The 23647-nt window shown below is 45.8% G+C and carries 21 protein-coding genes and 1 pseudogene; all 22 read left to right on the top strand.

Annotated features, from left to right (window positions below):
• Nucleotides 1-31: 31 nt before the first annotated feature.
• Nucleotides 32-2353: an outer membrane protein assembly factor BamA gene (bamA, locus tag U5R06_16200; GenBank protein MDZ7724297.1), complete on the top strand. Its 2322-nt coding sequence runs from the start codon at nt 32-34 to the stop codon at nt 2351-2353.
• A 35-nt stretch (nt 2354-2388) separates the two neighbouring features.
• Nucleotides 2389-2931 (top strand): OmpH family outer membrane protein, encoded by a 543-nt coding sequence (locus U5R06_16195; protein MDZ7724296.1) that lies wholly within the window; start codon nt 2389-2391, stop codon nt 2929-2931.
• Between the two features lie 30 nt (nt 2932-2961).
• A complete protein-coding gene (lpxD, locus tag U5R06_16190) occupies nt 2962-3975 on the top strand; it encodes a UDP-3-O-(3-hydroxymyristoyl)glucosamine N-acyltransferase (GenBank protein ID MDZ7724295.1) in 1014 nt (337 codons plus the stop codon).
• A 28-nt stretch (nt 3976-4003) separates the two neighbouring features.
• Complete coding sequence (locus U5R06_16185) at nt 4004-5401, top strand: bifunctional UDP-3-O-[3-hydroxymyristoyl] N-acetylglucosamine deacetylase/3-hydroxyacyl-ACP dehydratase (protein MDZ7724294.1); 1398 nt, start codon at nt 4004-4006, stop codon at nt 5399-5401.
• Nucleotides 5402-5417: 16 nt separating this feature from the next.
• A pseudogene (gene lpxA / locus U5R06_16180) lies at nt 5418-6190 on the top strand (acyl-ACP--UDP-N-acetylglucosamine O-acyltransferase).
• Nucleotides 6190-7032 carry a lipoate--protein ligase family protein gene (locus tag U5R06_16175; GenBank protein MDZ7724293.1) on the top strand — a complete coding sequence of 281 codons (843 nt, stop codon included), beginning with the start codon at nt 6190-6192 and terminating at the stop codon, nt 7030-7032. The pseudogene lpxA and the gene U5R06_16175 overlap by 1 nt, the downstream one beginning before the upstream one ends.
• Complete coding sequence (locus U5R06_16170) at nt 7025-8176, top strand: 1-deoxy-D-xylulose-5-phosphate reductoisomerase (GenBank protein ID MDZ7724292.1); 1152 nt, start codon at nt 7025-7027, stop codon at nt 8174-8176. Before U5R06_16175 ends, U5R06_16170 begins: the two co-directional genes overlap by 8 nt.
• A 69-nt stretch (nt 8177-8245) precedes the next feature.
• Nucleotides 8246-9313, top strand: coding sequence for an RIP metalloprotease RseP (gene rseP / locus U5R06_16165; GenBank protein ID MDZ7724291.1), 1068 nt, complete (start codon nt 8246-8248; stop codon nt 9311-9313).
• A 272-nt stretch (nt 9314-9585) separates the two neighbouring features.
• Nucleotides 9586-10668, top strand: coding sequence for a glycine cleavage system aminomethyltransferase GcvT (gene gcvT / locus U5R06_16160; GenBank protein ID MDZ7724290.1), 1083 nt, complete (start codon nt 9586-9588; stop codon nt 10666-10668).
• 9 nt (nt 10669-10677) lie between these two features.
• On the top strand, nt 10678-11442 hold the full coding sequence (locus tag U5R06_16155) for a 2-phosphosulfolactate phosphatase (protein ID MDZ7724289.1): 765 nt from the start codon (nt 10678-10680) through the stop codon (nt 11440-11442).
• Nucleotides 11420-13795, top strand: a complete 2376-nt coding sequence (locus tag U5R06_16150; GenBank protein MDZ7724288.1) for a DNA translocase FtsK 4TM domain-containing protein — start codon at nt 11420-11422, stop codon at nt 13793-13795. The genes U5R06_16155 and U5R06_16150 overlap by 23 nt, the downstream gene beginning before the upstream one ends.
• 14 nt (nt 13796-13809) lie before the next feature.
• Entirely contained in the window at nt 13810-14442 is a 633-nt protein-coding gene (locus U5R06_16145) for an outer membrane lipoprotein carrier protein LolA (protein ID MDZ7724287.1), read from the top strand.
• A 13-nt stretch (nt 14443-14455) separates the two neighbouring features.
• Entirely contained in the window at nt 14456-14941 is a 486-nt protein-coding gene (locus tag U5R06_16140; GenBank protein ID MDZ7724286.1) for an SLBB domain-containing protein, read from the top strand.
• Nucleotides 14942-14971: 30 nt separating this feature from the next.
• Entirely contained in the window at nt 14972-17353 is a 2382-nt protein-coding gene (locus U5R06_16135) for a polysaccharide biosynthesis tyrosine autokinase (GenBank protein ID MDZ7724285.1), read from the top strand.
• 23 nt (nt 17354-17376) lie between these two features.
• Nucleotides 17377-17883 carry a UpxY family transcription antiterminator gene (locus tag U5R06_16130; GenBank protein MDZ7724284.1) on the top strand — a complete coding sequence of 169 codons (507 nt, stop codon included), beginning with the start codon at nt 17377-17379 and terminating at the stop codon, nt 17881-17883.
• Between the two features lie 44 nt (nt 17884-17927).
• Entirely contained in the window at nt 17928-19700 is a 1773-nt protein-coding gene (locus U5R06_16125; GenBank protein MDZ7724283.1) for an SLC13 family permease, read from the top strand.
• Nucleotides 19701-19928: 228 nt separating this feature from the next.
• Nucleotides 19929-20168, top strand: coding sequence for a hypothetical protein (locus U5R06_16120; GenBank protein MDZ7724282.1), 240 nt, complete (start codon nt 19929-19931; stop codon nt 20166-20168).
• A gap of 160 nt (nt 20169-20328) precedes the next feature.
• Nucleotides 20329-20730 (top strand): nucleotidyltransferase domain-containing protein, encoded by a 402-nt coding sequence (locus U5R06_16115; GenBank protein MDZ7724281.1) that lies wholly within the window; start codon nt 20329-20331, stop codon nt 20728-20730.
• On the top strand, nt 20723-21145 hold the full coding sequence (locus tag U5R06_16110; protein ID MDZ7724280.1) for a DUF86 domain-containing protein: 423 nt from the start codon (nt 20723-20725) through the stop codon (nt 21143-21145). The genes U5R06_16115 and U5R06_16110 overlap by 8 nt, the downstream gene beginning before the upstream one ends.
• Nucleotides 21146-21320: 175 nt before the next feature.
• Nucleotides 21321-21527 carry a hypothetical protein gene (locus U5R06_16105; GenBank protein MDZ7724279.1) on the top strand — a complete coding sequence of 69 codons (207 nt, stop codon included), beginning with the start codon at nt 21321-21323 and terminating at the stop codon, nt 21525-21527.
• A 158-nt stretch (nt 21528-21685) separates the two neighbouring features.
• Nucleotides 21686-21880 carry a hypothetical protein gene (locus U5R06_16100; protein MDZ7724278.1) on the top strand — a complete coding sequence of 65 codons (195 nt, stop codon included), beginning with the start codon at nt 21686-21688 and terminating at the stop codon, nt 21878-21880.
• A gap of 241 nt (nt 21881-22121) precedes the next feature.
• On the top strand, nt 22122-23462 hold the full coding sequence (locus U5R06_16095) for a right-handed parallel beta-helix repeat-containing protein (GenBank protein MDZ7724277.1): 1341 nt from the start codon (nt 22122-22124) through the stop codon (nt 23460-23462).
• Nucleotides 23463-23647 lie beyond the last annotated feature (185 nt).

Genomic DNA, 23647 nt, shown 5'->3' with positions numbered 1-23647 from the left:
ATTATTGATTAAAAAAAAGGTGCATGCAGTTATGACGCTTATGAGATTATCAGCTTTTACTCTACTACTTGTTCTCGCGATTCTATCTGTCCAGCCAACTGCCGCACAATATTCTTCGGTTAAAATATTGGGCATCTCTGTTGAGGGAAACGAAAACACAGATGCCGATATGATTAGAATGAGTTCGGGATTGACGCCGGGAACCACAATTACGGGCGAAAAGGTGCAAACCGCCATTCGTCAATTGTGGCGTCTGAATTTGTTTTCCGATGTCAAAGTTCTTGTAGACCGGGAGTTGGCCGACGGTATTTATATTACCATCAAGGTGGAAGAATACCCGCGACTGGGACGATATGAGATTGAGGGTAACGAAAAACTCAAAGAAAAAGATATCAAAGAGATATTGAATTTTTATCGGGGTCAGATTGTCAGTCCGGCCATGTTGGCGCGGGCCAAACAAAAGTTGCTGGATAAATACAAGGAAAAAGGTTTTCTGCTGGCGCAGATTGATATCTCCAAATCGTCTTCTTCTGCTGACAGCAACCGGGTTGTTGTTAAATTTACGTTTAATGAAGGCGATAAAGTCCAGGTTGAAAAAATCAGGTTTTACGGCAACAATGCATTTGATGACGGCAAGCTGAAAAAACAATTCAAAGAAATCAAAGAAGACCGCTGGTGGCGGAGCGCTGATTTTGATAAAGACAATTACCGCGATGATTTGAAAAAGGTCATTCAGTTTTATCAGAATGAAGGGTACCGGGACGCGGAAATCCTGAGAGACAGTTTGTATTACAACCAGACGCGCGATGACATGTTCATTGACATCTGGGTGTATGAAGGACCGCTCTACCATTTCGGTGAAATGACCTGGGATGGTAATAAAATCTTTACCGATAAGGAATTGAGCGCTCAGCTGCGGTTTGATACCGGGGATGTATACTCGAAGAAAAAACTGGATGAAGCGGTTTATCAGCATGTCGGGAGTCTGTATTACGACCGCGGGTATATTTTTGCGACCATCACGCCCCAGGAAAAACTGAATCCGGATGATGAGCATATTCTCGATATTCGGTTTATTGTCAATGAGAGTAAACAGGCAAAGATCAACGAGATAAAAATTACGGGCAATTCAAAGACCAAGGAAAAAGTGATCCGGCGTGAAATCAAAGCATTTCCCGGACAAACCTTTAACCGCTCACTGCTGGAACGCAGTCAGCGGGAAGTCTGGATGCTGAATTATTTCGCCAATGTAGAGCCCAAGGTGAATCCGATTTCCGAGGAAAAAGTAAATCTGGAATTTGCGGTTGAAGAAAAATCGACAGATACCGCCAATATGTCCGCCGGATGGAGCGAGCGGGATAAGCTAATCGGCAGTATTGGAGTCTCCATGGCCAATTTATTCGGGAACGGACAGCAGTTGAATTTCGACTGGATGTTCGGCCGCTATTATCGTTCCTTTAATATCGGCTTTACCGAGCCCTGGCTGTTTGATACACCCACACTGGCGGGATTCAGTTTCTATGACACCAAACGTGACGCGTATTATATCGGCTACAAACAGGTGTCTCGCGGCGCCTCGGTTCGTCTGGGACGCCGGTTGCGCTGGCCGGACAACTTTTTCCGCGGTGATATGATTTACAGTCTTGACCGTACCGAGCTTTCAAACTTTAATCAATATATTGTGGAAGCCAATCCCAATAATATTATCAATGAAGATTGGCCGCTTATCAGCAGCAGCGTGACGTTTCTGTTGTCACGCAACAGTCTCGACCGCCCCGAATTTCCCACGCGCGGTTCCGATGTGTCTTTACGGGCTGAACTGGCCGGCACGTTTTTAGGCGGAAACGTGGATTTCCATAAATGGACGTTCAATGCGGACTGGTTCATTCCGTCCTTCTGGAATCTTGTCATGTATACCAGTGTGCATGCCGGTTATCTGGATGGAATCGGCGATGGAGCCAACATTCCCTATCTGGAATACTTTTTTATAGGGGGTGACGGCTTGTCGCGTTCTACTCCGCTTCGTGGATATGACGACCCGTTGTCCGGTTATCGTATGGTTGATGAAGGCGGGCAGACGATCTTGAAATACACGGCTGAACTGCGTATCCCGATCGCGCCCAATCCAACTATTTTCGGGCTTTTGTTTGCAGAAGCCGGCAATACCTGGGCCGATTTCCGCCGCGCCAATCCATTTGATATGAAACGATCAGTGGGAATCGGCGGGCGTGTGTTTATGCCGATGGTCGGGATTATTGGTTTTGATTATGGATACGGATTCGACCGCGTCGATAATCAGGGTGATCCAAATCCAAAATGGAAGATGCATTTTGTCTTTGGACGAAGTTTCTAAGAATTTTACCAACTAATTTATAACAGGAGGATATTGTGAAATTTCAAAAATCAATTTTAATGGCGCTTGTTTCTGTATTTGTACTTGCATTCAGCATGACAGCCGCAGCGCAGAAACTCGGTTATGTGAATTCGAATCAAATTTTGGCCGAGTATAAGGAAGCCCAGGATGCACAGGAACAGCTGGATAAATTAAACCGCGAATGGGAAGAAGAAGCCCGTCAGATGCAGCAGCAGTTCCAGCAGCTGGGACAGCAGCTGGAATCTCAGAAGCTTTTACTCAGCGAAGAACGTCAGCAAGAAAAACAACAGGAACTTCAGGCGCTGTACCAAAAAATTCAGCAATATCAGAATCAAAAGTGGGGTCAGAATGGCGAGTTTTATCAGCGCCAGGATGAGATCATGCAGCCCATTATTGAAAAGATCAACACCGCTATCCGTAAAGTGGGTGAAGAAGAAGAGTATGATTACATTTTTGATACGGTTTCCGGTAATATCGTATATGTCGGTGAGAATCAGCGGGACCTGACACAGCTCGTGCTGGATGAGCTTGAACAAGGCCTGGAATCGTCAAATTAAACCGTTACTTTATGCGTCCGGAGCCCAACTATGCACCTTAAAATATCCGATATTGCTGAATGGACAGGAGCGCAGATTGACGGTGATCCCGATTTAGAGATTAAGGGCCTGGCCAAAATTGAAGAGGCTGAACCCGGACAACTGTCTTTTATTGCGAATCCCAAATACGCCAAATACATCAGCAGCACCCGGGCATCTGCTGTCATCGTTGATCCCGATTTCAATGATGCCCCGGTGACTCTGCTGCGGGTTAAAAATCCGTATTTTGCATTTTTGACCCTTGCACAAAAATTGTATCAGCCGCCTGAACAGCTCGCATCCGGAATACACGAAAAAGCCGTCATCGGTCGGGATGTACAGCTTGGTGAAAACGTGCGCATTGGGCCCAACGCGGTCATTGGAGACCGCTGCCGGATCGGCGACAATACCCGGATACACCCCGGCGCCGCGCTGGGGACGGATGTATCTGTGGGCGACGATACCGTATTATACGCGAACGTGTCTGTCCGGGAACAATGTGTCATCGGCAGCCGCTGTATCATTCATATGGGGGCCGTGATCGGCTCGGATGGTTTCGGGTTCGCGTTTCAGGATGGAAAATATCACAAACTTCCGCAAATGGGGAATGTGATCATCCGGGATGATGTTGAAATTGGAGCCAATACAACGATTGATCGCGCTACAATGGGATCAACGTTGATCAAAAACGGCGTCAAACTGGACAATTTGATCCAGGTGGCGCACAATGTCGAAATTGATGAACATACCGCCATTGCCGCGCAAACCGGTATTTCCGGAAGCACAAAATTGGGAAAATACAACATGATCGGCGGACAGGTGGGGTTTGCCGGACATATCAAGACCGGAGATCGTGTGACGATAGGCGCTCAGTCAGGGATTACCCATTCTGTACCCGATGATTCCTATTACAACGGCACACCGGCGCGTCCTTTTTTTAGAGAAAAACGGGAATTTGCATCGCTTTTGCGACTTCCTGAATTGCTCAAACGTGTTAAAGCTTTGGAGAAAAAAATAAAAGAATAATATCCCCTAAAAACCATAGGAGGATGCTCTGAAAAATCAGCAAACGATCATAAAGCCTGCATCTTATACCGGGACCGGGTTGCACACCGGGAATAAAACAACGATGACGTTCAAACCCGCGCCTGTGAATACGGGCATTGTCTTCCGCCGAACCGATATTAAAGACAGCCCTGATGTAAAGGCAGATGTCGATCATGTGATTGATATATCACGCGGCACCACCATCGGGATCGGTGATGTAAAAATTCATACCGTGGAACACGTACTTGCCGCTGTCAGTGGCCTGGAAATTGATAATATTATATGTGAAGTGGATGGCAATGAACCCCCTGTCGGCGACGGCAGTTCTCTTCCGTTTGTTGAGGTGTTGCTCAAGGCCGGCATCGAAGAACAGGACGCCCTGCGCGATTATTTGGTTATCGATAAGACGATTGCTTATTCCGATCCGTCTCGCAGTATTGATATTGTCGTGTTTCCTTCCGATGAGTTTCGTATTACATTTATGGTGGATTATCAGAATCCGGCTCTGGGAACTCAGTATACATCCATGTATTCCCTGCATGAAGAATTTGCCACCGAGTTTGCCGCTGCCCGCACGTTTTGCTTTTTGCATGAAGTTGAGGAACTTCGCAAAGCCGGCCTGATTCAGGGCGGTGACCTGGATAATGCGGTGGTGATTATTGATAAAGAGATGGATGACGCGGAAATGAATGATCTGCGTTCATTATTCAATATTGATGCAGAAATCGAACTCTCGAAAAACGGGATTCTCAATAATGTAGAACTGCGTTATTACAACGAACCGGTTCGTCACAAGGCGCTTGATCTGATTGGTGACCTGGCGCTGTTGGGGGTGCCGATTAAAGGACATGTTATTGCAGCCCGTTCAGGGCACAAGGCCAATTCCGAACTGGTGAAGCAAATTCGCAAAGAATATAAAAAGAAACTGATCAAGCAAAAATATCACGTCAGTGAAAGCAATGTGGTTCTCGATTCCGAGGCCATTGCCAAAGTGTTGCCGCACCGCTATCCGTTTTTACTGGTGGACCGGATTGTAGATCTGGTGCCCGGTGAACATGTGGTCGGGATAAAAAATGTAACCATGAATGAACCGTTTTTTCAGGGACATTTCCCCGGAAAACCGATCATGCCCGGCGTCTTGATCGTTGAAGCGATGGCCCAGGTCGGCGGCGTGATGCTGCTCAATGCCGAAATGGACCCCAGCACCAAATATGTATATTTTACCGGAATTGACAATGTCCGCTTTCGACATACGGTCACGCCCGGCGACACCCTGCGCTTTGAACTGGAAATGGGAGCCCAGCGGCGAACCATGGCCAAAATGTACGGACGCGCTTATATCGGCGATCAACTGGCCTGCGAAGCGGATTTGATGGCAGCCATTGTTGATATTGAAGAATCCTGAACAAAGGACTACAACTGTGAGTACACAGATACATCCCACTGCACTTGTTGACCGCAAAGCGGAAATCGGCGATAATGTGACAATCGGACCTTTTGCGGTTGTTGAAAAGGATACGGTCATTGGTGATCATACCAGAATTGACTCTCACGTGCTTGTGGCCGAAGGAGCGCGTATCGGCCGTGAGTGCCGCATCCATAAAGGCGCTGTTGTCGCAACCATTCCTCAGGATTTGAAATTTTCCGGCGAAACAAGCACGTTCGAAATCGGCGATCAAACAGTGATCCGGGAATTTTGTACCCTGAATCGCGGTACCCATGACCTGGGTAAAGTAAGATCGGTAAAAACTGTCTGCTGATGGCCTATAGTCATGTGGCGCACGATTGTATGATCGGGGATCATGTCATTATCGCCAATGGTGTGCAAATTGCCGGTCATGTTACTGTTAAAGACTGGGTCATTATCGGTGGCATGACTCCCATTCACCAGTTCTGCAAGGTGGGGGAACATGCGATGGTCGGAGGCGCTTATCGTGTGGTCAATGACGTACCGCCTTTTATTCTGGCTTCAGGCGAACCATTGAGATTTGCGGGATTGAATTCGATTGGACTGCGTCGCCGCGGATTCTCGCCGGAGGTGAGACAGACGCTCAAACGTACCTACCGGTTTCTCTATCGCTCGAATTTGAATACAAGCCAGGCCGTAGAACGTATTCAAAAAGAAATTGACATGATCCCGGAAGTGGAATCGGTTTTGAATTTTATCAGGGAATCAGACCGGGGTATGATTTGATGGCCGAAACGGGTAAAAATCCGAGATGGAGACTGATTGATGGCGAATCCGCGCCGGGTACACATCACATGGCAGTGGATATGGCCATGGCCCAGCTCTCCGCGCCGCTCAATATTCCCACACTGCGGCTTTATACCTGGAATCCGCCTGCCATATCCATGGGATATCATCAATCTCTGAGCGATATTGATATACAAAAATGTGAACGCGACGGGATTGATGTGGTCATTCGACCGACCGGCGGACGCGCCATTCTGCATGACCAGGAGTTGACTTATGCGGTTGTTCTTCCTCCGGATAATCCTTGTTACCACAAAGATATCCGTGCTGTTTATGAATTAATCAGCCGATGTTTGACAAACGGCCTGGAGAAACTAAATGTGCCGGTACGTTTTGAGCGCGCCGTGCGGACGCCGAAAAATTTTAACAAAGGCGATAAATCGAGTCTGTGTTATGCCTCGTCTGTTCAATATGAAATCAGAGTTGGCTCCGGAAAGCTGGTTGGCAGCGCGCAGCGCCGTGTCAACAATTCAGTGCTGCAGCATGGTTCTATTCTGATCGGTCCCGGACATTTAAAGATCATTGATTATATGACCCGCGGAGATGCCGCCTGGAAAAAGAGTGTGCATCGTTATATGCAGCGACATACCGCCTGTCTGCAGGAATTCGATCCGGGTATCGATACAGAACAGGTGCGCCGCGCTGTCATTGAAGGGTTTAAGAATGAACTGGACATTGCTTTCGAGCCTGGAGATTTGACCGACTCGGAGAAACAGCGTGCTGAACAACTGCAGCCGCGTTTTTCTGCACTATCAAAACAATGGGATATGACTTTTGAGTAAAACCATTGCCGTTCTTGGAGCAACCGGATCAATCGGATGTAATGTTTTGCACTGTGTTGACCAATTTCCCGAACAATTTCGTGTACAAGCCCTGACCACTCATACCCATGTTGATAAACTGCTGGAATTGGTTAAACGCTATAAACCCGAATTTGCGGCAGTAACGGGACGGTCTCCGGCGGATCACGATATCAATTTGTTTCAGGATTTGGGCGTGACTGTGTTCACGGGACAGGATGCCCTGACCCGGATTGCTGCGAAAGCCGACTATGATCTGTTTGTCAATTCTGTGGTCGGAGCGGCGGGGTTTCTTCCCACCCTGGCCGCATTGGATCGAGGCAAAGAGATTGCTCTGGCTAATAAAGAAACGCTGGTGATCGGCGGAGAGCTGGTTATGAAAAAGGCTCATGAAAAGGGTATTACAATCCTTCCCATCGACAGCGAACACAGCGCTGTTTTTCAGAGTTTGATGGGCGAGGAACATCAGGCTGTCGAGGAGATTATTTTGACAGCATCCGGTGGGCCGTTTCGAACGTGGGATCGGGAACGCTTTTCCCAGGTCACTGTTGAGCAGGCCCTGAATCATCCCAACTGGTCGATGGGCAATAAAATAACCATCGATTCGGCAACCATGATGAACAAAGGCCTTGAGGTGATTGAAGCCCATTGGTTGTTTGATGTTCCGGTGGAAAAAGTGCGTGTTGTCATTCATCCGCAGTCGATTATTCATTCCATGGTTGCGTTCCGGGACGGCTCTGTAAAGGGTCAAATGGGAGTCCCGGATATGCGCGTTCCCATTCAGCTGGCCCTTACCTGGCCGGAACGCTGGTCCTCGGATTTTCCCCGACTTGATTTTGATACGCTGCGCGAATTGACATTTACACCACCTGATTTTCAAAAGTTTCAATGTCTGGCGCTGGCGTATGATGCGGCCAACCGGCGCGGAACCGCGCCGGCTGTCATGAACGCGGCCAATGAAGCCGCTGTTCAATTGTTTTTGTCCAACGTGATTCGGTTTGACCAGATTCCGGAATTGATTGATCGGGCTTTGCAGGATTTTAATCATGTTTCAAAACCGGATGAAGCTGAATTGATCCGGGCGGATCAGTGGGCGCGGGAATTTGTGCTTGCTAAAAAGAGTTAGAAATGAGGAATCTTTTTTCTTTCTACAACGTCTAATTTAAAAACAAGCTTTTTATGAACAGAGGGTATTATGGATTTTGTTTTAACGTATATATTGCCGTTCGCTGTTATTCTCGGTGTTCTGGTGCTGGTGCATGAGTTTGGTCATTTTATTTTGGCAAAACTGGTGGGTATCCGTGTGGAGCGTTTTTCAATTGGTTTTCCACCGCGGCTTTTCGGTAAGCAGATCGGCGATACGGATTACTGTATTTCGGCTGTTCCGCTGGGCGGTTATGTTAAAATGTCCGGAATGATTGACGAGAGTATGGACCAGGAAGGATTGAAAGGAGAACCCTGGGAATTTATGTCCAAGCCTTTATGGGCCAGGTTTCTGGCGATTGTAGCCGGCCCCGGATTTAATTTTCTGTTTGCCGCTTTTGTTTTTGCAGGAACCATGATGTATACCGGTATGGAGGTGCCTCTAAAATCAAATCCGCCGGTTGTGGGCGCTGTTGTTGAGGATCATCCGGCTGCGGAGATTGGACTGCAAAAGGGCGATCGTATTGTCTCCATTGAGGGTGAGTCCATTGATGAATGGACGGATATTGTTAATATTATACACAAGGCTCCCAATCAGGAGATTTCTATTCAATGGGAACGCAAGGGTGAAATGTTTCAAAAAAGCGTTGTACCCAAAGAAGATGCATTCCGAAAAGTTGGGCTAATCGGAATTGAACCGCTCATGCAGCACAAAGACGTCGGGTTTTTCCCGGCTGTGGGATATGGTTTTAAATCAACGGCCAATCTCACCGGCCTGATGCTCAGGTCTTTCGGGATGTTGTTCAGCGGCAAAGTGTCTGTCAAAGAAGGACTGGGCGGCCCCATCCGAATCGCTCAAATGACGGGTGAAACCGCCAGAGCGGGACTGACAAGCTTGCTCGGATTTGCCGCTCTGCTCAGTATTAATCTTGGATTGATTAATTTATTTCCCATTCCGGCGCTGGATGGCGGCCATCTTGTATTATTGGGCGCAGAAGCCGTTATGCGAAAACCCGTATCTACAAAGGCCAAATTGATTTTTCAGCAAATCGGAATGGCTATTATTTTCGCGTTAATGATATTTGTCTTTTTTAATGATATTATGCGGATTGTAAGCTAACTCTGGTTTGATAATTTTTTCCTGTTGTGGCCATTTGTCAATTTTTTCTTGTCCCGGTTTATTATTTACAATAAAACGTATTTACAAATCCCTTGTCGTAAAGAACTGGCGATTTATTAAAGTGTCGAACCGGGACTGTTCAAAAGCCGGCGCCTGAGGGCTCCGGCTTTCTTCATGGGGACGCTCACTTTGTGCTTGACACTGGTACAAATTGTTGCTATTTTAAGAATTGTCTACTAGTCATTAAATCTATCCGATTGCGAGGGTTTGATATGTCATTGAAAAAAACCGGTCTTTATGAGATTCATGAAAAGATGGGCGCCAAACTTGTTGATTTTGCCGGTTATGCCATGCCTGTGCAGTACCAGGGTATTCAGCAGGAACATCGGCGTGTGCGCAGTACGGTGGGACTTTTTGATGTTTCACACATGGGCGAGTTTTTTGTCTATGGCGAACAGGCATTCGAGTTTTTACAAAAATTAACCGTCAATGATGTCGGCAAGCTGTCCGTGTATCAGGCGCATTACACAGCCATGTGCTATCCGGATGGAGGAATTGTGGATGATCTGCTCGTTTACCGCGCTCCGGATCACTATGTCATGGTCGTCAATGCATCGAATATTGAAAAAGACTGGGAGTGGGCGGAAACCCATTTGTTACCGCAAGTTAAATTAACCAACAAGAGTGATGAATTGAGCCTGCTGGCCCTGCAGGGTCCGGAATCGGAAAAAGTGCTGCAGCCCCTGACAAAGCTTGATCTGTCCGAAATAAAATTTTACTGGTTCGATTATGCGACCGTAGCCGGTATCGATGTACTGGTATCGAAAACAGGTTATACCGGCGAACCCGGATTTGAACTGATGTTCCCGCGGGAACACTCTGAAACGGTCTGGAATGCTTTGATGGAGAGCGGCAAGCCTTATGATATTGCGCCCATCGGACTGGGCGCGCGCGATACACTGCGCCTTGAAATGAAAATGTGCCTGTACGGCAATGATATCGATCAGACCACCCATCCGCTGGAGGCCGGACTGGGTTGGATCACCAAACTGGATAAAGGAGACTTTATCGGACGGGATGCATTGCGGCGCGTAAAACAAGAGGGAATAACACGCAAACTGGTTGCTTTTGAATGCAAAGGAAAAGCATTTCCTCGTCCCGGCTATGATATAATCAAGGACGGCGACACTGTTGGATCGGTGACCAGCGGTACATTTTCTCCCATGCTGAAAAAGGGAATCGGAATGGGGTATGTACCTGCTGAATATGCAAAAGCGGGTACACCTCTGTCCATAAAGATCAGAAATAATCTCACGGATGCTGAAATTATAAAGCCTCCTTTTTATCAAAAGTGAGGGGTTTTTATGCGCACGGTCAGACTCTTGGAAACCGCGAAAAGCGCGGAAACATTCTCTTATCATGATTCAATCGCTGTTGTGATCGATGTTCTGCGCGCTACGTCTACAATGGTGACGGCGCTAATGAATGGCGCGAAAGAGGTGATCCCGGTGAAAACCGTGGAACAGGCACGGGAACAAGCCAAAGAACTGCAAGGGCATCACTCCCTTTTATGCGGAGAGCGTAAAGGACTGCCGATTGAAGGATTTGATCTGGGCAATTCACCGCTGGAATACACCCCCCTGAAAGTACGGGATAAAACGATTATTCTCACAACCAGCAACGGAACGCGCGCGCTTGCGAGTGTCTCGCATGTCAGTGAGGTCTTTTTGCTGTCTTTTTTAAATATGGGAGCCAGTGTCCATCGATTAACGGAAAGCGACAAAAATATTCATCTGATCTGCGCCGGCTCCGGCGGTCACCCCTCTGTTGAGGATTTGGGCTGTGCCGCTTTTTTGATCCACAAACTGCTGCAATTCGATGACAAGCTGCTTCTCAGTGAACTCGCTGAAAAATGGTTGAAATTATCAAAGAAATATTTTAATCATCTCGGCACGCTGCTGAAAAACAGTTCGCATGGAGAATATCTGGTAAATCTTGGATTCCAGGCCGATTTGAATTATTGCGCAATGTTGAATATCACGGATATTGTACCCCGCTTGTCTTATAATCGGGTTATTCATGAATCAAAACTGGATGCAGGAACGCATGACGAAACGAAAAGCGAATAAAAATAATAAAAAACGAAAACATTCGCGGCAGCAATCCTTTTCCTGGGATAAACGCCAGGAAATTCTGGGCCTTTTGCTGATCCTCACCGGGGTCCTTGTGTTCATTGCTCTCTATACCTATGTTCCGACAGAAACGCCGGCGGGTGTGAGTCAGGGCTACCGCATTGAAAATGAGATGGGATGGGCCGGTGTCTATTTGTCGCATTACCTGTATCGATACACCATCGGGTATCCTGCGCTCATTTTACCCTTTTTGGTTATCATCTGGGGATTGAACCGATTATTAGACAAGGATACCTATCATCTCAAACGCTGGTCGCTTTTGGCGGCTTTGTTTGCTCTGTTCATCTCTGTGGCTTTTGCCTGGCAGGACCTGGTGTCTGCTCCCGAGCATTTGAATCCATCCTTTGAATTTTCCGGACGTTTGGGAGGGATGCTGGCCGGAGTGTTGATTGCGCTGTTTGGCGACCTGGGCTCTATTATTGTGTTGATCGGGATTATCCTTTTAACGGTCCTGTTAAGCACGACGGTTTCCCTGGCGCAGGTTTTGTCAAGTATCGAGACGTTTTTGATTCGCACCTGGTATAAACTGTATCAATTTCTGCAAACGTGGTGGTCCCGGCAACAGCATAAAAAAACTGAACAGCCCAGGATTCGAAAGCGCCCCCCGGCGCCCGAAACGGCAGAGAAACCCGCGATGCCTGAACAGGTACCGGAAGCGGATTTTCCACCGGTTTACCGCCGTGAGGACAAGGCGCCTGATCAACCTGATGAATCGTTCGAAGAAGACGAGGCAGAAAATGATTCTGATGAGACGCCCGATTTGAACGATACCCTGACTTGCCCTGAATTTGAAGATCAATACGAAAAGCCACCGCTTGACCTGCTGCAGCAGGCGCCTGAAAATCAGGAGGGAATCAGTGAGGAAGCGCTGCGTATGAATGCCGGACTGCTGGTTGAAAAACTAAAGGATTTCGGTATTCGAGCGCAAGTGGTGGAGATTAACCCCGGTCCGGTGATTACCTTGTACGAACTCAGTCTGGCTCCCGGAATCCGTGTGTCCCGCATCGTCTCACTTTCCGATGATCTGGCCATGGCCATGCGCGCCAAACGCATTCGAATTGTCGCGCCGATCCCGGGCAAGTCAACCATTGGAATCGAAGTGCCGAATCCCGTCCCGGAAGTGGTTTATATCCGTGAAATATTATCCACGACTTTGTTTCAAAACGCGAGTTCACCTCTGACGTTTGCCATCGGAAAAGATATTTCCGGGGAACCCTATGTTGCCGATCTGCAGAAAATGCCGCATCTTTTGATCGCCGGAGCGACCGGTTCCGGTAAAAGTGTTTGTTTGAACACCATTATCAACAGCTTTTTATACAAAGCCACACCGGCCACGGTGCAGTTTTTAATGATTGATCCCAAACGGCTCGAATTGTCCAATTATGCCAAATTGTATCATCATCATCTTTCCTATGTGGAAGGCTCCAGGAAAAAAGTGGCAACCACCGCCAAAACCGCCATTGAAATGCTAAAATCAGCGGAAATGGAGATGGAACGGCGTTATGATGTTCTTGCTGCAGCAGGTGTGCGCAGCGTGGAAGAGTACAACCAAAAAATCTATGACGGCATCTATGCGCCTGAAGGGGACGACAATCCGCAGCCGCTGCCTTATCTGGTCGTGATTGTTGACGAGCTGGCGGATTTGATGCTGACCTCGTCCGCTGCCAGGGATGTAGAGGAACCCATCGCCCGTCTCGCCCAAATGGCGCGCGCTGTGGGGATTCATCTTATTTTGGCCACCCAACGGCCGTCTGTTGATGTGATCACCGGAGTGATCAAGGCCAACTTTCCGGCCCGCATTGCATTCCAGGTGGCGCAGCGCAACGACTCACGGATTATCCTGGATATGAACGGCGCGGAACAGCTGCTGGGACGCGGCGATATGCTGTTTATGCCGCCGGCCAGTCCGGAAGCCATTCGTTTGCACAATGCCTATATCGGCTCTGAAGAAATAGAGACCGTCATAGAGCATGTTCGTCATCAACCCTGTTTTGAAAAAACACCCCTCAAGGCGTTCAAAGAGGAATCGGAAGATTTTGAATTGATGTATGACAGCGACCAGCGGGACGCCCTGTTTGAAAATGCCGCTCATATTGTGGTCAACAGCGGACAGGGTTCGGTCTCGATCATCCAGAGAAAACTCAAAGTGGGCTACTCCAGAGCGGCGCGTATCATTGATCAACTGGAAGCGGCGGGGATTGTAGGGCCGTTTGAAGGAAGCAAGGCAAGGGAAGTTTTGCTGCAACCGGACGAATTACAGGGCTGGTTTCAAAATTCAGAAGAAATTTAAAAAAGAGGAAAAAAATGCTTGCAATCGTCGTAAAAACATATATATTATGGGTGTTGGTCCTGGGGGCGAACGCGCTTCAGGGAAAAGATGAGACCCCTCGGGATGTTTTAAAATCCGTACGCGATACGTATCAGTCATTTGAAACCGTCTGCGCTGAATATACCCAGACGTTCCACTGGACATTGGCCAACGAAACCCGCCAGATAACAGGAAAGATTTGCACCCGGAACGGAAAGAAATTTCGAATTAATACATCGGACCAGTTGATTGTAACGGACGGTAAAACCCTCTGGACGGTCAACAAGATGAATGATCAGGTTCTGATTGATGATGCGACCGGTGAACAGGATAATCCGTTCTTGAAAAGCTTTTATGATACTTATCTGGAGCATTATTCAGCGGATTTTTGCTCCGGGGACAGTGAGTTTTTATGTATAGTATTAACAGCAGAGCAACAGGGTGAGTTTAATCAAACAGTCAGGCTCTGGGTGGATAAAAAGAACATGATTCGTAAAATAGAAAGAACCGATATCAATAACAACCGAACCGTGTTTGATATTCAATCGATCGAGACGGATATAACGCTTCCGGCAGAGACGTTTGTCTACGAACCGGACGCAAATCAGGAGATCATTGATCTCAGATAAAGGCGGAGATTTTATGCGACGACTCTATCCTGCATTCTATAGTGTTATCCTGTTAGCCATAATCTCGTCAGCATCCGCACAAATTAGTCCCGGATCCGGCCAGGCCGCTGCCCAGTATTTTCTGGGCGATCAGGATCAGGTTTTGATGGCGGTCAATGTGTGGGGCTTTGTGAACAAGCCGGGTCAATACATGGTTCCCCTTGAAACCGATCTGGTGTCTCTGCTCTCCTATGCGGGAGGTCCGCAGGAAGATGCGCGCATTAAAGGAATTAAACTGGTGCGTTCCATACAAGACTCGAGCGTTGTATTTGAAATCGATGTCAATCATTTTGTCAACCACGGCGATCTTGACAATAATCCCGTACTGCGTCCGGGAGATACCATTGTGGTGTCCGGAACCACCTTTCATTTGATCAGCAAGATATTTGATCTGACCTGGAGAGTGGCCACGATTGTTCAGGCTGTCTATTTTGCGCAATGGTATTCCCAGCGGGATTAACGTTTTTTACATGTTGAGGTAGATGTTGCTATGAATAGCTATTCCCAAAAAACGCCGGAAAACGGCAACGGCAATGGAAGAAATGCCCCGTTTTTCAGTGAAACACCGGAAAGCGAGATCCATCTGCGGGATTACCTGCGTGTGTTTTCGCGCGGCAAATGGATTATCGCGGCGTGTTTTATACTCGTGATGGTGATTACCGTATGGGTGACGTTCACGACCGAACCGGTCTATCAGGCCAATGTCCGTTTGATGCTGGAGGAAAAAGCGGGTATGGGCGAATCCTTGTTTGATTTCACCAGCATGATGAAAAAAGAGACCATGCTCAACAATCAGGTAGAGATCCTGAACAGCCGTTCACTGTCGGAGGATGTGGTGCGCGAACTCGTGCGCCATCCGGATTCAGAATTGTTGGTCGACGCCCTGTGGCCGGAGGGAGATAAAGGGCTTTTATCGTTCTTGTCCACGTTGCGGTCCGGAGAGACGGATACATTGTCGGAACAGGAAAAATTTGATGCGCGGGTGAATTCGTTTCGAGAAGGACATCTCAATGTAAAATTAATCCGGGAAACGGATGTTATTGATGTAGAGGTGCAGGCGCAGCACCCGGTTGCAGCCTCCATTGCCGCCAATACGGTGTTTTCCGTTTACAAGCGCATGAACCGGGAGGAGAGTCAGGCCGAAGTGCGTGAAGTGTCGCGCTTTTTACGTGAACAGCTGAGCCGGTACGAAGATGAACTGCAGAGTTCCGAGCAAAACCTGAAACAATATCAGGAATCCGCCAATGTCATTGCGCTGGACCGGGAAACCGAAGAGCTGGTGAAAAAAATCGCCGAGTTTGAATCTCTCTATAATGAAGCCAAAACCGAGTACCAGTCGGCGCAGCAGCGTCTTGCCTATATTGACAAAAAACTGGGACAGCAGAACAAAAAAATTGATATGGAAACGATTTCTTCCAAACCCTATCTGGAAGAACTGAAACGGCAAATTGCTGAAAAAGAAGCCAGACTGGCCATGTTTTTATCCGACGCCATTAACAAAGGACGCGCCGAGTCGGTTTACACACAAAAGGAAGTGGATCGGCTGACCCGGCAGATCGATGCTATCAAAAACCAGTTCAAGGAAGAAGTGATGAAAATTGCGGCCGCTGAATTCATTGATCCTTCAGTGATGGCGGGGTCGCTGGTCACCAGTAAAATCGAGATCGAAACGGAAATTCAGGCCCTGCAACCCAAAGTGTCGGCTTTTGAGCGTATTCTCGAACGCTATAACAACGAACTGGAATCCCTGCCGGAAAAAAAGCTGAGACTGGCGCGTCTGGAACGCCAGGCCCAGGTGTCCGAAAAGATTTATATTATGCTGCAGGAAAAATATCAGGAATCGCGCATTACCGAAGTCGGGCAGCTGGGCAATGTCCGGGTCATTGATCCGGCCAAACCGCCGCGCAATCCGATTAAACCGAAAAAGAAACTCAATCTGCTGCTCGGCGCCATGCTGGGACTGGGACTGGGCGTGGGAATCGCCTTTTTCCGCGAGTATATGGACGACAGTATCAATAATCTTGAAGAACTGGAAGCCATGAATCTGACCCTGGTCAGTATGATTCCCTATATCAAGCCCGAGCATAACGAAGGCGCGCCGTTTACTTTGAAAAATGCCGATCCGGAAGTGCAGAATGTGAACGAGCGGCTGGTCACGCATCTGCGCCCCAAATCACCGGTGTCCGAGGCTTATCGTTCTCTGCGCACCAATCTGATATTCTCCGCGGCGGATCAGCCGCGCAAGACGATCCTGATGACGAGCAGCGGTCCGCGTGAAGGCAAGTCCACCACGGTTTCCAATCTTGCCATTACCTTTGCGCAAATGGGCACAAAAACATTGCTGATCGATGCGGATTTGCGCCGGCCGATGTTGTATAAATTATTCAGACTCAATAAAGAACCCGGATTGACCAATGTTTTAATCGGAAAATCCACCTTGTCGGATGCTGTACAGACTGTCAATGGATTGTCAAATCTGGACTTTTTAATGTGCGGCACCCTGCCGCCGAATCCGGCTGAACTGCTCGGGTCGGAAAAGATGCGTCATCTGCTTGAGGAGGCCAAACAGAGTTACGACATGGCGCTGATCGATTGTCCGCCTGTGATTGCCGTGACGGATCCGACTCTGTTAAGCAATCAGGTGGACGGTGTGTTGCTGGTGGTCAAAAGCGGCGAAGTCCAGCGCCAGGCGCTGGATATGGCGGTTAAACAATTGCGGCGTGTTGAAGCGCCGCTTGTCGGTGTTGTCATGAACAGTGTCAAAACCACAAACTTTTACAACTCTTCTTACTATTATCAATACTATCACTATTACGATACCGACCGGAAAAAGCAAAAGAGCAGACGGCGAAAACGAACACACCCCGCATGAAATCAGAGTAAGAGGTTTTGTTGATGATACCGCAGAGACAGGAAATGTGGTACGCGTTTGTGACGCGTCCGCGGCATGAAAAAAAGGTCAAACTGGAACTGGACGAGGCAGGGATTGAAAATTTTTTGCCCCTGCGTAAAACCTTGAATCAATGGAAAGACCGCAAAAGATGGGTAGAGGCGCCCTTGTTTTCAAGTTATATCTTTTGTCACATCCCGTTTGTCTATCGTTATGAGGTGATCAAGGTGCCCAGTGTGGCGCGTATTATCAGTTTTAAAGACAAACCCACTCCGGTCCGCGATGAAGAAATCTATGCCATTAAAATGCTGTTGGAACAGAATGTCGATGTGCAGGTGCAAAATGGCCTGGATATTGGCGAGCATGTACGCATTGGCAGCGGTTTGTTGATGGGATATGAAGGCCAGGTCGTTGAGGCCAGGGGTGTGTATTATTTTGCGATTCAAATCGAATGCATCGGAAAAACGGTTCTGGTCGATATCCGAAACGTTAAAATTGAACGTTGCGCTTGATCTTTTGTGAGAAACGCACATTATCATTCTGACAGGTACTCTGAATGACTTTTGAGTTGATATATACAGCTGCTTTGATTGTAATCATGACGATTTGTTTGATCCGTGAGGTGTTTGAACCCGATGTGATCATATTTGCCACTCTTGTTTTATTGGCATTGGGCGGAGTGGTTACAGTAGAAGACGCTGTTTCGGGGTTTTCCAATACGGGCATGCTGACGGTTGCATTGTTATTTATAGTGGCCGCTGCACTCAAGAATACCGGTGTTCTCAATACCCTTGGTGATTGGCTGAGTCAAGGTGACGCCAGTTTGACTCGAAAATTGTTGCATTTTTTGTTTCCGGTTTCCCTGTTGTCTGCCTTTTTCAACAATACACCCATTGTGGCGATGTTTATTCCCGCGGTTCGTTCATGGGCACGGAAAGCGGATTTGCCCGTTTCCAAGCTCATGATTCCCTTGTCCTATGCCGCTATTTTAGGTGGAACCTGTACTTTGATCGGCACCAGTACCACATTATTGGTGCATGGATTGTTAATTGCCAATGGATATCCGGGATTCGGATTTTTTGAGATATCACGCGTCAGTGTTCCGGTTGCGCTTGTTGCGTTGCTTTTTATTATTTTTGTTATGCGCCATTTGCTGCCGTCGCGTAAAGAAACAATGGTTGAATTGGGTGAGCATACACGGGAATTTGTCATAGAAATGAAAGTAGAGCCTGAATATCGATACACAGGCCATACCATTGAACAGGCCGGCCTGCGTGAATTGAAAGGATTGTATTTGTTTCAAATTGAGAGGGCGGGTGAATTGCTGTCTTTTGTAGGTCCGCGGGAAATCATAAAGTCTGGCGATCGATTGTTTTTTACCGGCCTCCCGGATACCATTCTTGAACTTCAGCAAACCAAAGGTCTGTCTGTTATTCAAGACCATGAGTTTGACCTTAAACATTATGACTCTGATAAACTCGGTATATTTGAAGTGGTGGTATCCGCCAATTCTCCATTGATTGGAAAAAGTGTCAAAAAAAGTGACTTTCGTTCGCATTATAATGCTGTTATTTTGGCCATCCACCGAAGCGGAGAGCGGATTCTAAAAAAAATAGGCGATATTGTACTGCGCACCGGAGATACATTACTGATTTTGGCTGATCATAAATTTGCTGAAAAATGGTACCATTCCAAGGATTTTTATCTGGTGTCGCGTAAAGCAACGACAGCTTCCAAACCAAGAGGCTATGTCTGGTTTTCTCTGAGTATATTAGGTTTAATGATAGTTGCTATGGCCACCGGTGTTATACCGATTCTGATCAGCGTGGCGCTGGCGGCTTTGGCATTGATGATTTCACGAACGATCAGCATGACTGACGCCCGCAACAGCATTGACTGGGGTGTTGTCATTATCATTGCGTCTGCGTTTGGTATTTCAAAAGCAGTGGAACAATCAGGACTGGATGATATGATTGCGGATTTTTTAATCGGTCTGGTGGGTAATTGGGGACCTGTGGCTATCCTGGCCGCTGTTTATTTATTAACCAGTATTTATACTGAAATCATCACCAATAACGCGGCTGCGGCACTTGTATTTCCGGTGGCGCTGTCTGCGGCACACCAGGCCGGACTTGAACCGCGTCCTTTTTTTATTGCCCTGGCTATTGCGGCATCCGCCAGTTTCGCTACCCCAATCGGGTATCAAACGAACCTGATGGTCTATGGCCCCGGTGGGTACAAATTTAGAGACTTTATTAAAGTGGGCCTTCCTATGAATTTACTTGTAGGAATACTGATTGTTATTATGATTTCTTTGCTTTATTTTTAATTTTTATTGATATAGAATTCCTAAATTATCGGATCGCATGAATACTGTGATCCAGCGTCGGTTCAAATGCAAAATATCTTAAGTTTTACGCCAGTCGATTCTGTGTAACTGACATGGCGAAGCTGTGTTTAAAGCTTGTTAAACAGAGTTAATCCCTCCAGTGTCGCATGCAAAATGGTCTAACGGTTGATCAGGTTATTGATACGGGTAGAGGAAAAAAGTTGTTTGGTGGCCGGATTTACAGACAACGGGACACCCATACATGTTGTTTGTGGTATTAGAGGGAAACATTTTTTCTTTGCGATTTTTGCTTCTTTGCGTGAATTGATTATCGAAATATTGCACGCAGAGCCGCGAGAGGTCGCAGAGGAAAAAATAAAGAAACAAGTGCACATGGTAAAACAAACGCTTAACAATAAAATGGTAAAATTTAGGCCAACAAGTATTCTCAGCTATTTGAAAGCATAATATGGATTAACTCTTGTTTTTCTTTGCGATTTTTGCCTCTTTGTGTGGATTGGTTTTTTAAAAGAGATGTACGCTAGAGGCGTAAATATACAAAGAAAAACTGTATATTGGATTTTTATCTTGATGACTTTTTGCTCGATTCGTTATAGAACCCAAAACAATGACGCACAAACAAAACATTATATCAAATCTTAAAATGTTGATGACAGACCAGGTTGTTTTTGCGCTGGTCTTTGGATCTCTGCTGAATGAACGATTTCAAAATGACAGCGATATTGACCTGGCGGTTTATCACCGCAAAGCCCGTCCCGGTATCGGAGAAAAGATGAATTTTTATCAACAATTTTACGAATTATCATCGCATGAACTGGATATTGTCTTTTTGAATGATTGTGATCTGATCATTGCCATGCAGGTCATGGCCAATGGTGAACTGATCATTAATTCTGACCCCGGTTTTTTTCTCAATTATAAAGCCATGACCATCAGCCGATACCTGGATTTCAAGATGAGTCGTAAAATTATAGAAGACCATATGCTCAACGGGCGGTTGTATGCTTGAACAAGATGTTATTTTGTCAAAAATCTCGATCATCAAGAATTGCCTGAATACAATCCAAAAAGCGACACAATTGGATCCGGATAAACTAAATGATATTATGGTGCAGGATGTGTTTGTTTTGAACCTGCAGCGTGCTATTCAGGCAGCCATCGATATGGCCAATGTCGTCATCAGTCAACGCGGATTAAAACTACCGGCCAGTTATCGGGAGTGTTTTATGATATTGCGAGATAATCAAGTGATAGATGCTGAACTCTGCGAAAAAATGGTGAAAATGACAGGATTCCGCAATATCGCTGTACATGATTATCAGCAAATCAATGTTGTCATTTTAAAAGAGATTTTAAAGAACCATCTCATCGACTTGGAAACATTTTATTCGCTTATATATGAACTGGATCAGGATTCTGATTGAGATCAAAAAAACAAACAGTACATACTGGAGTACGTACTGTTATGTTAAAAAGCAGATTCCCATTTAACAGGTATGGAGCCGAAAATAAACAGTTCCCAATCTACTCATTTGACAGTATATAAAATACGAATCACAATTCACCAATCTCTACCCAGGACAATGATGAAGGTGCACAATGAAAGCAATAAAACAAATACAAAAGATAAAAAATAAAAAAATAACGATTAAATTACCACCTGATTTTAATTGTGAAAAAGCCGAAATCATTATCCTTCCTTATAACACAATTGAAAAGTATCATTTTACCGATTTAGCGGGCAGATTAGAATGGAAAGGAAATGCCATAAAAGAACAACGGATATTAAGAGATGAATGGGAATAGGTTTTTCCTTGATACCCATGCAATTATTGCCAGCAAGCCATACCATAATGATTCAATACTGGTCACTTGATAAATCGCTTTATAAAATCAAAGAAATAGAATTATATTCAGAATCTTTGTGATAATATTTCCCGTTCCAACAAAAGGAGAATTAAAATATGCATGATAAAAAAGACATTACCATTGAAAAGGTCTATGAGATGGTCGTTGATTTAAAGCGGGATATGAATTTTATCAAGAAAAAATTTGTGCAAGAGCCTGATTTTTGTGATGAATTCATTTTACGGATGAAGGATATTGACCTTGAAGAGACCGTTATGGTGAACGACTTTTGTGAGACGTATAGATTATAATAATGTACAAACTTGCAATAATACATAACTGTAGTATTAAAATGGTTTGTAGCTGAAATTCACAGCTAAAAAGCTGTAGCATTACAAACAGAGTATTTTCTTGGTAAAAAAGATATTGTTGTTCCAGATTTCATACTTGCGAGATTTCAATTATTGAAAAAATCCATCTATCGAGAGAGCATCATTGAAACATTATAAATATTTAATAGCCATAGGTCTTTTTGGCCTGACATCAGTCCTTTTGAACTGTACGCGAAATTTGATCTCTGTTGAACAGTTTAACCTGTCCGGATTTGTCGATGTAAAGGGCACCGATGACGACGGCGTCATGATCGAACTTTATCCGCTGACAGAGCCGGACACAACCGTCGCGCGCATGCGCGAGCGCTTTCCCACGGTGGGTATGGAACTGAACCAGGCGACGCTGTTCGATCACCGCGATTCCGAACCCCTGTACACGGCCACAACCGATACCGCCGGCGCCTATCGAATCACCAATATTCCGGCCGGTGACTATAACCTGGTGGCGCGGAAATTCGGTTACGGCTGGCGCTATATCTATAATGTGAACGCGGATACGGAACCGCAGACGATTCCGCTGTATGCAGAACAGCACGTTTCCGGCACCCTGGACAGCTATACCGAGTGGCCGGCGTTCCAGCACGTGATCGTTGAAGACGATGTGACCGTTCCGGAAGGCGGGACGCTGCTGATTAATGAGGGCGTGGTGGTGCGGTCGCAGCGGGGGAAAGGATTGATTGTGCATGGACAGCTGCTCGCCTACGGCAGCAATGCGGCCAAGATCTGGTTTGTGGCGGATGATGAAGAGTGGCGGGGAATTCAAATAAATTCTAGTAAAAAATGTGATATATACCATTGTGTTATGAAAGAATGCGATACAGGGTTTGTGATAGATGAGGGGCAGATATATGTTGATAATTTTTATGTTAAAAACGTTTTATCTTTTGGATTTTATTTGAAAAGATTAAGCAAATTTGAACTTAATCGAAGTGTATTGAAAAACTCGTGTATTAAATGTGAATCCAATACAGAGGGAGAGATAAGTAATTCATTAATTGCAGGTGAGGGAAAAAGCGAAAATCCTGCTTTTATTTTAAATAGTTCTAAAATTAAACTTTACAACAATTGCATATTCGATCATAGTGGGCCTATAGTAATACAATACTATTCTGAGGTTGAATTGTGGTATAACTATTTTTTATCATTAGAGCAATGCATTTATTGTGAGTATTATTCCAATGTTATAGTAAATAAAAATACTTTCGAAGACTTTAAAACTGATTGTATCGTACTTTACAAGCATGGTTATATCACGATTAATAATAATAATTTTATTTCAGATCATAGTAAAAGGATAATTTGGATTACACCATCTCCGTTTGATAATCCGCATAATATGAATGCAAAATACAACTACTGGGGAACGATATTTCCTTCTGCTATTTATCAAAGAATTATTGATGAAAGAGTAAATGAAAATAAGAACGAGATGAATTGGGAAATCATTATAGAACCGTTCCGTGATGAAATAATAAAAGACGCGTATCCAACGAGTAAGTAAGAATTAACTTCCGAAAAAATATACTGTCCTTCAAGCTTATTAGAGGAATCAATTTTTAAATGTGAAATTGTAATAAAGATATGCAGTTTTAATAATTATTTCAATATTATAATGCTTTTCAGTGAATAAATATAGAAACGGCATAACTGGTTTGTATTTCTTTTTTAAAATAATCTCAACAATAT

The organism is candidate division KSB1 bacterium (assembly GCA_034521575.1).
GTDB lineage: Bacteria > Zhuqueibacterota > Zhuqueibacteria > Residuimicrobiales > Krinioviventaceae > JAXHMJ01.
Note: the sequence above shows the minus strand (reverse complement) of the source record. Positions and strands in the feature narration are given on the sequence as shown.